The sequence below is a fragment of the Thermoanaerobacter siderophilus SR4 genome (assembly GCF_000262445.1).
Taxonomy (GTDB): Bacteria; Bacillota; Thermoanaerobacteria; order Thermoanaerobacterales; family Thermoanaerobacteraceae; genus Thermoanaerobacter; species Thermoanaerobacter ethanolicus.
The window spans coordinates 831,281-843,045 of the sequence record NZ_CM001486.1 but is presented as its reverse complement, the minus strand read 5'-3'; the positions used below and the strand labels follow the sequence as shown (position 1 = coordinate 843,045).

Genomic DNA, 11,765 nt, shown 5'->3' with positions numbered 1-11,765 from the left:
GGGGTTTTTGTGTCTATAATTTTAAAAGAAATGGTCATTATTACTGACGGCGATATAACTGATTTGTCAGCAAAATGGGAGCAAATTATAGAGATGATGAGAAAAAGAGGTGTAATTGTAAATGTCATAAGTTTATTAGAAAAGGAAAGCTTTAATGAGAAGATGATGGAGACAATTGAAAAATTAGGGGGAATAAGATGTTATACATCTATTCAGCTTTTAGATAAAACTTTGTCCAAAGTGGTAGAAGAATCTGTGAAATTGACTTTAAAAAATGTTATTGACCAGAGTATAAAAAATATTAGTGGCAAAAGTTTAGAAAAAATGCATCCTTATATAAAAGTGCAAATTATAAATTATGTCGCAAATTTAAGTGAGTATGTAGATCTAAAACTTGCTCTTTTGTTAGAAATAAGCAAAGGAGAGGCAAATTATGTTATAAATAATAAAAGAAAACTTTTTAAATATCTTAACAAAAGAAAAGGTAAAATTGATTTGTACGTAGCTTATGCAAAAACGCTAATGGACTTTGAAATGGAAAAACTTATTCTTTTCTTTGAAGAAAAAGAGATAAATGCCGAAAATATAGTAGGAATATAAAAAGAGGTTTGATTTAAAAAGGAGGATATTATATAATCATTATATAACATGAGTATATATCGCTATAAGGGGTTAAGAAATGATTGATAAGGTTATTTCAACAATTAAAAGGTATAAAATGATTGAGGCAAATGATAAAATTGTAATGGGGGTTTCCGGCGGACCTGATTCTTTGTGTATGCTGGACATTTTATACAATTTAAAAGATTTATTTAATCTTAAGTTGTATGTAGTACATGTTAATCATATGATAAGAGGAGAAGAAGCTAAAAGGGATGCGCAATTTGTTAAAGATATGTGCCGCAAACTGAAACTCCCATTTTTTTTATTTGAAAAAGATGTAAAAAAAATAGCCAAAGAAATGGGATATTCGGAAGAAGAGGCTGGACGATATGTGAGGTATCAGGCTTTTGAGGAAGTATTAAGAGAAGTTAAGGGTAATAAAATAGCAGTAGCCCATAATAAGAACGACGTAGTGGAAACAGTTTTTTTAAATTTAATAAGAGGTTCTGGAATGGCTGGTCTCATTGGAATAAAACCGGTAAATGGAAATATAATAAGGCCTCTCATTGAAATAGAAAGGGAAGAAATAGAGAATTACATCAAGGAAAAAGATTTAAAGCCGGTAATAGATTTTACAAATTATGAAGATTTATATAAGAGAAATAAAGTAAGACTTAAATTAATTCCCTATATAAATGAAACTTTTGAAGTAGATATAATAGAAAATATCTACAGGATGGCAAAAATTATTTTAGAGGAGAATGACTATTTAGAAAAAGAGTGTGAAAAGATTTTTAATGAGGTTTGCTATTTTAATCAAGAGGAAATTTTTTCTGATATAAAAAAACTGAGGGCACAGCATCCAGCTATTCAGCGACGCTTAGTTAGGCTTATGTACCAAAAATTAAAAGGAGATATTTATGGATTAGAATACATCCATGTAGAGGATGTTTTAAGCCTTTTAGACAAACCAACTTCCTCAAAAATTGATTTACCCTTTGAAATTGAGGCTTTAAAAAGCTATAATAATCTTATAATGAGAAAAGTAAAAGAAAAAGAGGCCAAGACTTTTTGGGCAAAATTAAATATTCCTGGAATTACTAAGATATGTGGTGTTGGGCAATTTAAAGCTAGTGTTTTAGGGATTGAAGAAATAAAAAAACTTAACATAGGAAAATACACGAAATTTTTTGACTATGATAAAATACAGGAAGATGTGGTAGTTAGAAATAGGCAAGCAGGGGATATTTTTTCTCCTCTTAACCTGGGGGGGAGTAAAAAATTAAAAGAATTTTTTATTGACGAGAAAATACCCCGCGAAATAAGAGATAGCATTCCTTTATTAGCCATAGACAATGAAATTGTGTGGGTTGTAGGTTATAGAATGAGTGATAAATTTAAAGTAGATGAAAATACAAAAAAATGTCCTTGTGATAGAGTATACCAAAGGATAAAATAAAAAAAGAGGAGGTTAAATTTATGTCGAGTCCAACACAAGATATACAGGAGATTTTGATTACGGAAGAGCAATTAAAAGAAAAAGTGAAAGAGTTAGGACAAATAATTACAAAAGACTACCAAGGGAAAGACCTTGTCCTCCTTGGGGTTTTAAAAGGAGCAATAATGTTTATGGCAGACTTATCTCGTGCGATAGATTTACCTTTATCAATAGATTTTATGGCAGTCTCCAGTTATGGTTCTTCTACTCAGTCTTCTGGAATAGTAAAAATAATTAAAGACCATGACATAAACATTGAAGGGAAAGATGTGCTCATAGTTGAGGATATTATAGATAGCGGTTTAACACTTTCTTATTTAAGAAAGACTTTATTAGAAAGAAAACCTAGAAGTTTAAAAATTTGCACTATTTTAGATAAACCTGAAAGAAGAGAAGCAGACGTTAAAGTAGATTATTGTGGATTTAAAATTCCTGACAAATTTGTAGTTGGTTATGGATTAGATTTTGATGAAAAATACAGAAATCTCCCATTTATAGGGGTTTTAAAGCCAGAGCTGTATAAATGATTTGGTTTTTTAAAGGAGATATGATATTATAGATTAAAGGTAGTTGGACTTGTTTGAAGGAGGGGCCTTATTTGAACGATAATAACAAGATAATTAGAAGCATGGTGCTCTATTTGCTAATCTTTATAGCTATTTATGCTATGGTACAGTTGTACTCTCAAAGTACACCACCGCTAGCAAATATAGATTATGGAGAGTTAATTAGGTATATTAACTCTAACCAAGTAAAAAGCATCACTCTTGCGGGAAATGAAGTTAAAGGAACTTTAAAAAATGGGACAGAGTTTAAGAGCAGTATTCCGGATGTGACAAATTTTATGAATTTTGTAAATCCATATATTTTAGAGGGAAAATTAGACTTTAAAAATGAACCGCAAGTAGGTCCACCTTGGTGGGTTCAGATGCTTCCTTCCTTGTTTTTGATTATTGTTTTGGTTATATTTTGGTATATTTTTATGCAACAGGCACAAGGTGGGGGAGGAAGCAAAGTGATGTCTTTTGGTAAAAGTAGAGCAAGGATGGTTACTGATAAAGACAAAAGAGTTACTTTTAATGATGTGGCAGGAGCGGATGAAGAAAAAGAAGAATTACAAGAAATTGTTGAATTTTTAAAATACCCTAAAAAATTTATTGAGTTAGGAGCCAGAATACCTAAAGGGGTTCTTTTAGTAGGGCCTCCAGGTACAGGAAAAACCCTTCTCGCAAAAGCTGTAGCAGGAGAAGCGGGGGTTCCATTTTTTAGCATAAGCGGTTCTGATTTTGTAGAAATGTTTGTTGGTGTAGGTGCTGCAAGAGTAAGAGATTTATTTGATCAAGCCAAAAAGAATGCGCCTTGTATTGTTTTTATTGATGAAATAGATGCAGTGGGAAGACAAAGAGGTGCAGGTTTAGGTGGCGGACATGATGAAAGAGAACAGACACTGAACCAATTGTTAGTTGAAATGGATGGTTTCAGTGTCAACGAAGGTATAATTGTGATTGCCGCAACAAACAGGCCAGATATATTAGACCCTGCTCTTTTAAGACCAGGAAGATTTGACAGGCATATTACTGTTGGTATTCCTGATATAAAAGGAAGAGAAGAAATTTTAAAAATACACGCGAGGAATAAGCCATTGGCTCCTGATGTATCTTTGCAAGTGCTAGCGAGAAGAACTCCAGGATTTACTGGAGCAGACCTTGAGAATCTCATGAATGAAGCAGCTTTATTGGCGGCGAGAAGAGGACTTAAGCAGATAACTATGGCAGAGCTGGAGGAGGCCATAACAAGAGTTATAGCAGGGCCTGAAAAAAGAAGTAGGATTATGTCTGAGAAAGACAAAAAATTGGTGGCATACCATGAGGCAGGCCATGCAGTTGTCGCTAAGCTTTTACCTAATACCCCACCTGTTCACGAGGTTACAATAATTCCAAGAGGAAGAGCTGGAGGATATACTATGCTTCTTCCGGAAGAAGATAAATACTATATGTCAAAGTCCGAGATGATGGATGAGATAGTTCACCTTTTAGGTGGGCGTGTGGCAGAGAGTTTAGTGCTAAATGATATAAGCACAGGAGCACAAAATGACATTGAGAGAGCTACAAATATTGCGAGAAAGATGGTTACAGAGTATGGCATGAGTGAAAGATTAGGGCCTATGACTTTTGGTACGAGAAGTGAAGAAGTATTTTTAGGGCGTGATTTAGGAAGAACGAGAAATTACAGTGAAGAAGTTGCTGCCGAGATAGATAGAGAAATAAAAAGGATAATTGAGGAGGCATATAAAAGAGCAGAAACCCTTTTAAAAGACAATATGGATAAGCTCCATAGAGTTGCAAAGGCTTTGATTGAGAAAGAGAAACTTAATGCAGAAGAGTTTGAAAAAGTTTTTCATGGAGAAGAGATAAATGGGGTGCAGTTTGCATAATAATGTATAAGTCGTAAGACTTATACATTATTTTTTTACAAAAGTTTTAGTTAACAATAAAAAAATTATTGAAAAGAAGAAGGATTTTTATACCTTTGTGTCTAATATATTAGTAAAAGTAAATTTTTAAACAAAAGATAAGGGAGAAAAAGGGGGGATACCGTGAAGTTATACAAAGCTTCTGATTCTAGCAAAAATCCGTTGCAATGGATATGTAATCTTTTGGATAATGCCCATGATTTTTTTATATTGAAAGATTTAAGTGGCAAAGTGGTCTACATAAATAAGAGGCTTCTTGAGATATTGGGGTATAGTGTTGATGATGTAGAAAATTATGATTATTTTTTTTACCATATCTTAAAGTATAAGGAAATAGGGCCCTATGAGGATGGGCTTATTATAGAGCTTACAGCAAAATATAACATAAAAATGTCATTTAGCATAAGGTTGAGTTCTATAACTAACACTGCAGGGGATAAAATAGCCTATTTAGGTTTTGTAAAATTGAGAAATTATTTTAAAATAGAACCAGGACATTATTTTAATTTGTTTAAAAGTCCTACAGATGTTATGGATATTACAGAAGAAGGAGTTATAGTAGTTGACGGCAAATTCAACGTAGTTTATATAAATAACAAGGCTTGTGAATTATTTGGTATAAAATATACGAGATTTGTAAATGAAAAATTTTTCGAAATTATAAAAAAATACGATCTCAATGCATCAGAAGAAGGATTAGTCAAAGGTGAGAAAATTATAATTCCTTCCAAAAATAATATTGAAGAAAGAGTGCTTTTACTAAAGTATGGTAAGCTAAATAATGACCATTGGAAAGTTATCACTGTAAAGAATATAACTGAGGATTTAAAATATAAAAAATTGATTGAGCAAACTGAGAAATACACAATTGCTGGGGAATTTGCGGCAACAACTATTCATGAGATAAAAAATTCTCTAACTTCTATAAAAGGTTTTATACAGCTTTTACAGGCTAAGCATCCAGATAGTTCTACTTATTATGAGACTATTTTAGATGAGGTAAATAGAGTATTGGGCTTAATAAAAAATTACCTTGGCATAGTGAGAAACAGTGAAGAAGAAGGGGAAGCTGAAATAGACATAAATACTGTTATAAATCAGTATTTGCTTCTTTTTGAAGCGGAAGCTACCAAAAAAGGGGTTAAAATAGAAAAGCGTTTTGGCGATGTTCCACTTGTGAAAATGAACAAAAATCATCTTAAACAGCTTATTTTAAATATTGTACAAAATTCCCTTCACGCTATTGAAGAGAATGGTAAAATAATATTGAATACAAAATATAATCATCACACAAAAAAGATAATAATAAGAGTTGCGGATAATGGAGGTGGTATAGAGAAAAAATATCTTAAACGAGTTCTTGAGCCACTTTTTACAACTAAGAAAGAAGGAACAGGATTAGGACTTGCGATTTGCAGAAGCATAGCAGAGATGTACAATGGTGATATTAAAATTTTTAGTAAAAAAGGCAAAGGTACACTTGTAAAAATAATTTTAGGTGAGAGATAAAAATAAAAGCTGGAGGGGAAAATTTATGAAATCTGATATTGAAATAGCTCAAGAAGCGAAAATGCTACATATAAGGGAGGTTGCAAAAAAGTTAGACATTGAGGAAGACTACCTAGAATACTACGGCAAGTATAAAGCAAAAATTTCTCCTGCGTTATGGGAGAAAATAAAGGACAGAAAAGATGGCAAGCTTATTCTTGTCACAGCGATAACTCCCACCCCTGCAGGCGAGGGTAAGACTACACTTACTGTAGGATTAGGACAGGCTCTTGCTAAAATAGGTAAAAAAGCCATGATAGCTTTAAGAGAGCCATCATTAGGTCCTTCTATGGGAATAAAAGGTGGAGCGGCTGGGGGAGGATATTCTCAAGTTGTACCTATGGAGGACATAAATTTACACTTTACAGGAGATTTACATGCGATTACTGCTGCTCATAATCTACTAGCTGCTATGATTGACAATCACATCCATCATGGAAATGAACTTAATATTGACATAAGGACTATTACATGGAAAAGAGCTATGGACATGAATGATAGGGCTTTAAGAGAAGTAATAGTAGGACTTGGAGGAAAAGCAAATGGATATCCAAGACAAGATGGTTTTATAATAACTGTGGCGTCGGAAATAATGGCAATTTTGTGTTTATCACGAGACCTGATGGATTTAAAAATAAGAATTGGCGACATAATTGTAGCATATGATAAAGATGGCAATCCTGTAACTGCAAGAGATTTAAAAGCCGATGGAGCTATGACAGTCTTATTAAAAGATGCTATAAAACCTAATTTAGTGCAGACGATTGAAAACGTTCCAGCATTTGTTCATGGAGGGCCTTTTGCAAATATTGCTCATGGATGCAATAGCTTAATTGCCACTAAATATGGTTTAAAATTGGCGGATTATCTTGTAACAGAGGCAGGCTTTGGTGCAGATTTAGGAGCTGAAAAATTCTTTGACATAAAGTCAAGGTTTGGAGGACTAACACCCAATGCAGCCGTCATAGTAGCGACTGTAAGAGCTTTAAAGATGCATGGAGGAGTTAAGAAGGAAGACTTACAAAAAGAAGATGTGGAAGCAGTAAGAAGAGGAATAGAAAATCTTGAAAAGCAAGTTGAAAATGTGAGGAAATTTGGGGTACCAGTGGTTGTAGCTCTCAACAGGTTTGTTTTTGATACTGAAAGGGAAATTGAAGAGGTAAGAAAGGCCTGCGAAAAAATAGGAGTAGATATGGCGGTAGCGGAAGTTTGGGAAAAAGGAGGAGAAGGCGGAATAGAGTTAGCTGAAAAAGTTGTGAAAGCTTGTGAGACACCTTCCAACTTCCACGTTTTGTATGATGAAACACTTCCAATTAAAGATAAATTGCACATAATTGCAACAGAAATATATGGAGCTGATGGAGTAGAGTATACTGCTTCTGCTCTTAAAGATATAGCAAACCTTGAAAGACTAGGCTTTGACAAGATGCCAATAGTTGTGGCAAAAACTCAATATTCTCTTTCAGATGACCCAAAACTTTTAGGACGTCCGAGAGGATTTAAAATAACAGTAAGAGAACTGAGAATTTCAAGAGGTGCAGGTTTTATTGTGGCTTTGACAGGTGATATAATGACAATGCCAGGCCTTCCAAAGCATCCGGCAGCAGAAAACATAGACATTGATGAAAACGGAAGAATAACAGGACTGTTTTAAGGGAGTGTAGATGAAAGTAGATGAAAAAAGAAATATTAGATATACAAAATTTGTCACAGGCGAAAAAGGAACTTAGCCAAATAAAAGCTGAAGAAATTTCTGTAGATATTATGGCACCAAAAGCCGTTTTCAGGGTTGTCAAGCTCTTTGATGTACATCCAGCAGCTGCTAACATAATAAAACAGGAGATGCTAGCTATAGGAGGAGAAGCAGCTGTAGCAAGAGGTTGCGTAAATATGAGTGTTGAAAAATCTGACGTTATTATAATGGGAACATTAAGACAATATCAAAGGCTTTTGGCAAAACTTAAGATGCAAAAGGGCTATTTTGGGCTTAATGAAGTTGTAGAAGAATTAAAAAGTGTTATTGAGGAAATGTCTAGATAGGCGGCGAAGAGGTCTTCTCTTTGGCCGCTTTTTTGCTAAAAAAGAAACTTCTAATGAAAAGGTAAACATTTGTTAAAAATTTGTGTTATAATGTAAAAGGGGAAAATTAAAGGAGGGTTTTTTATGGTTGACAAGGAAGAATTAGAAAAAATTAAGCGCAAGAAAGAAGAATGGGAAGTCAATCAAAGGCAAAAGGTGTTAACTAAGTTTCCTGAGAGGAAAAAGGAGTTCAAGACCTCGTCTGGGATAGAGATTAAGGAGATTTACACACCTTACGACATAAGTGATATAGATTATCTCGAAAAGATTGGTTTTCCAGGAGAATATCCTTATACAAGAGGCGTACAGCCTACTATGTATAGAGGCAAATTTTGGACTATGAGGCAATATGCAGGATTTGGAACTGCAGAAGAGTCGAATAAAAGGTTTAAATATCTTTTGTCTCAAGGGCAGACGGGTTTGAGCGTAGCTTTTGACTTACCTACACAGATAGGCTATGATTCTGACCATCCAATGGCTGAAGGAGAAGTTGGTAAAGTCGGTGTAGCCATAGATTCACTTTACGACATGGAAATTCTCTTTGACGGCATTCCTCTCGACAAAGTCAGTACTTCTATGACGATTAATGCACCTGCTGCAATACTTCTTGCAATGTACATTGCAGTTGCAGAAAAGCAAGGGGTATCTCCAGATAAGTTGAATGGGACTATTCAAAACGATATTTTAAAAGAATATGTGGCTCGTGGAACTTATATTTTCCCAACAGGTCCTTCTATGAGGCTTATCACTAACATTTTTGAGTATTGTTCCAAGTATGTTCCTAAGTGGAATACCATAAGTATAAGCGGTTATCACATAAGAGAAGCAGGAGCAACAGCAGTACAGGAAGTGGCCTTCACTTTGGCAAATGGGATAGCTTATGTAGAGGCAGCCATAAAAGCAGGTCTTGATGTGGATGAGTTTGCTCCAAGATTGTCCTTTTTCTTCAATGCCCACAACGACCTTTTCGAAGAAGTCGCTAAATTTAGGGCAGCAAGAAGAATGTGGGCAAAGATAATGAAAGAAAGATTTAACGCCAAAGACCCAAGGTCAATGATGATGAGATTCCACACACAAACGGCAGGTTCCACTCTTACTGCGCAACAACCAGACAACAATATTGTCAGAGTTACTATTCAAGCTTTGGCTGCGGTTTTAGGAGGTACTCAGTCACTACATACAAACAGTAGAGATGAAGCTCTTGCTCTTCCAACAGAAGATTCAGTGAGAATTGCCTTAAGGACGCAGCAGATTATTGCTTATGAAAGTGGTGTTTGTGAGACTCCAGATCCATTGGCCGGAAGTTACTATGTTGAAAAATTGACGGATGAAATTGAAAAGAGGGCTTTTGAATATATAAAGAAAATTGACGAATTAGGAGGAGCGGCAAGAGCTATTGATTTGGGATATATACAAAAAGAAATACAAGAAAGTGCATATAGATATCAAAAAGAAATAGAATCTGGTGAAAGAGTAATAGTAGGGCTTAACAAATTCCAAATTGAAGAGGAGCCGCCAAAAGGGCTTTTAAAAGTAGACCCTGCTGTAGAAGAATTGCAAAAACAAAAAATCGCTAAAGTAAAAGAAATGAGAAACAATGCCAGTGTGAAAAAGACTTTAGAGGCATTGAAAAAAGCTGCAGAAGGAGACGACAACTTGATGCCTTGGATATTAGATGCAGTAAGGGAATATGCGACATTAGGTGAAATTACAGATGTGCTGCGTTCTGTTTTTGGAGAATATCAGCAGCAGATTATACTGTAAAGGAGGATAAATATGGACAGACCTATAAGAGTATTAGTGGCAAAGCCGGGATTAGACGGTCACGACAGGGGAGCAAAAGTAATTGCAAGAGCTTTAAGAGATGCGGGAATGGAAGTGATATACACAGGGCTTAGGCAAACTCCTGAGCAAATTGCAGAAGCTGCCATACAAGAAGACGTAGATGTTGTAGCTTTAAGCATTTTGTCAGGAGCTCACAACACTTTATTTCCCAAGATAACCAAGCTTTTAAAAGAAAGAGGAGCAGATGACATACTAGTAATAGGAGGAGGAATCATTCCCGAAGAAGACATACCTTTTTTGAAAGAGAATGGAATAGCGGAAATTTTTACACCCGGTACGCCTACCTCTGCAGTGATTGAATATATAAAACAACATGTCAATAGGGCGGTATAAAAATGGAGAACTTAGAAGAACTTTTGATAAAAGGGGATAAAAGGGCTATTGCCAGAACTATAACTTATGCGGAAAACTATGAGGATAAAGCCAAAGAGATAATAAAAAAGCTTTATGAAAGGTCTGGTAATGCTTATATTATAGGCATTACCGGGCCGCCGGGTGTTGGTAAGAGCACATTGACAGACAAATTAATTAAAAATTTAGTTGATGTAGGTAAAAAAATAGGAGTAATAGCAGTAGACCCCACTAGCCCTTTTACAGGGGGTTCACTTTTAGGAGACAGAATAAGAATGCAGGATTTATCTCAGCATCCTAATGTTTACATAAGGAGCATGGGCACAAGAGGTCATATTGGTGGTCTTTCCAAAGGGACATATATGGCAGCGAGAATTTTAGATATAGCCGGCATGGATTACATTTTTATAGAGACAGTGGGAGTAGGCCAGTCAGAGATTGACATAGTAAAAATTGCCGATACAGTAGTGATGGTTTTAGCCCCAGGCTTGGGGGACGATGTACAAGCTATAAAAGCTGGAATCATGGAAATAGGGGATATTTTTGTCGTAAACAAATGTGACAAAGAGGGAGCAGACAAAACCGTAGTTGAACTTAATATGATGTTGGATTTGGATGAAAAAAAAGATTGGAGACCACCGGTAGTAAAAGTGGCTGCGCAAGAAAATAAAGGGATTGATGAACTTATTGATAAAATTGATGACCATAAAAGTTATTTGATAGAAAGTGGAACTTTTCAAGAAAGGAGAATTGAAAGATTAAAAATGGAAATAATTGAAAGCATAAAAAATAAATTGATGAAGAATATCTTTGACAAAATTCGAGAAAAGGAATTTTCATCCAGGCTGCAACAGGTGATAGATAAAAAAATAGACCCTTACACTTTTGCAGATGAATTGTACAAAGATGTTTTTAATTAGATTTTATGAGGAGGTATTAAAATGATAAAAAAAATTGACCACATAGGTATTGCGGTTAAAAGTATTGAAGAAGCATCAAAATTTTATAAAGATGTATTAGGTCTTGAAATAACAGGGGTAGAAGTAGTAGAAGAGCAAAAGGTAAAGACAGCTTTTATTCCAGTAGGAGATAGTGAGATAGAGCTTTTGGAGTCTACTTCCGATGATGGCCCTATAGCAAAGTTTATAGAAAAAAGGGGAGAGGGTATACAGCACATTGCCCTTCAAGTAGATGATATTGAAAAGACTTTGGAAGAATTAAAACAAAAGGGAATTAAACTTATAGATGAGGTACCGAGATATGGAGCTGGAGGTGCTAAAATAGCTTTTGTACATCCTAAAAGTACAAATGGAGTTCTTTTAGAGCTTTGCCAGAGGGATTAAATTTATTGTGTATTTGGAAAGTATG

Annotated in this window: 10 protein-coding genes and 1 pseudogene; all 11 read left to right on the top strand. The window is 34.9% G+C overall.

From position 1 onward, the window contains the following. Positions 1–9: 9 nt before the first annotated feature. Positions 10–600, top strand: a complete 591-nt coding sequence (locus tag THESIDRAFT1_RS04110; RefSeq protein WP_004400971.1) for a vWA domain-containing protein — start codon at positions 10–12, stop codon at positions 598–600. Between the two features lie 79 nt (positions 601–679). Next, positions 680–2,057, top strand: a pseudogene (tilS, locus tag THESIDRAFT1_RS04105) (tRNA lysidine(34) synthetase TilS). Positions 2,058–2,082: 25 nt separating this feature from the next. After that, on the top strand, positions 2,083–2,628 hold the full coding sequence (gene hpt, locus THESIDRAFT1_RS04100) for a hypoxanthine phosphoribosyltransferase (protein WP_003867797.1): 546 nt from the start codon (positions 2,083–2,085) through the stop codon (positions 2,626–2,628). A gap of 71 nt (positions 2,629–2,699) precedes the next feature. Next, positions 2,700–4,535 carry an ATP-dependent zinc metalloprotease FtsH gene (ftsH, locus tag THESIDRAFT1_RS04095; RefSeq protein WP_003870719.1) on the top strand — a complete coding sequence of 612 codons (1,836 nt, stop codon included), beginning with the start codon at positions 2,700–2,702 and terminating at the stop codon, positions 4,533–4,535. 162 nt (positions 4,536–4,697) lie between these two features. Further along, positions 4,698–6,083: an ATP-binding protein gene (locus THESIDRAFT1_RS04090; protein WP_006569600.1), complete on the top strand. Its 1,386-nt coding sequence runs from the start codon at positions 4,698–4,700 to the stop codon at positions 6,081–6,083. Between the two features lie 25 nt (positions 6,084–6,108). Continuing rightward, the gene (locus THESIDRAFT1_RS04085; protein WP_006569599.1) at positions 6,109–7,776 is read left to right on the top strand and encodes a formate--tetrahydrofolate ligase; all 1,668 of its coding nucleotides are present in this window, start codon (positions 6,109–6,111) and stop codon (positions 7,774–7,776) included. 20 nt (positions 7,777–7,796) lie between these two features. Next, positions 7,797–8,162, top strand: a complete 366-nt coding sequence (locus THESIDRAFT1_RS04080) for a hypothetical protein (protein WP_003867801.1) — start codon at positions 7,797–7,799, stop codon at positions 8,160–8,162. 123 nt (positions 8,163–8,285) lie between these two features. Next, entirely contained in the window at positions 8,286–9,965 is a 1,680-nt protein-coding gene (locus THESIDRAFT1_RS04075; RefSeq protein WP_003870716.1) for an acyl-CoA mutase large subunit family protein, read from the top strand. Between the two features lie 12 nt (positions 9,966–9,977). Next, on the top strand, positions 9,978–10,379 hold the full coding sequence (gene icmB, locus THESIDRAFT1_RS04070) for a coenzyme B12-dependent isobutyryl CoA mutase small subunit (RefSeq protein ID WP_003870715.1): 402 nt from the start codon (positions 9,978–9,980) through the stop codon (positions 10,377–10,379). Positions 10,380–10,381: 2 nt separating this feature from the next. Next, positions 10,382–11,317 (top strand): methylmalonyl Co-A mutase-associated GTPase MeaB, encoded by a 936-nt coding sequence (gene meaB / locus THESIDRAFT1_RS04065; RefSeq protein WP_006569598.1) that lies wholly within the window; start codon positions 10,382–10,384, stop codon positions 11,315–11,317. Positions 11,318–11,338: 21 nt separating this feature from the next. Further along, positions 11,339–11,740, top strand: a complete 402-nt coding sequence (mce, locus tag THESIDRAFT1_RS04060; protein ID WP_003870713.1) for a methylmalonyl-CoA epimerase — start codon at positions 11,339–11,341, stop codon at positions 11,738–11,740. Positions 11,741–11,765 lie beyond the last annotated feature (25 nt).

Excerpts from the sequence above, each read along its gene's own strand:
- hpt (WP_003867797.1), top strand. The coding sequence starts at position 2,083 with ATGTCGAGTCCAACACAAGATATACAGGAGATTTTGATTACGGAAGAG.
- THESIDRAFT1_RS04085 (WP_006569599.1), top strand. The coding sequence starts at position 6,109 with ATGAAATCTGATATTGAAATAGCTCAAGAAGCGAAAATGCTACATATA.
- THESIDRAFT1_RS04080 (WP_003867801.1), top strand. The coding sequence starts at position 7,797 with ATGAAAAAAGAAATATTAGATATACAAAATTTGTCACAGGCGAAAAAG.
- THESIDRAFT1_RS04075 (WP_003870716.1), top strand. The coding sequence starts at position 8,286 with ATGGTTGACAAGGAAGAATTAGAAAAAATTAAGCGCAAGAAAGAAGAA.
- icmB (WP_003870715.1), top strand. The coding sequence starts at position 9,978 with ATGGACAGACCTATAAGAGTATTAGTGGCAAAGCCGGGATTAGACGGT.
- meaB (WP_006569598.1), top strand. The coding sequence starts at position 10,382 with ATGGAGAACTTAGAAGAACTTTTGATAAAAGGGGATAAAAGGGCTATT.
- mce (WP_003870713.1), top strand. The coding sequence starts at position 11,339 with ATGATAAAAAAAATTGACCACATAGGTATTGCGGTTAAAAGTATTGAA.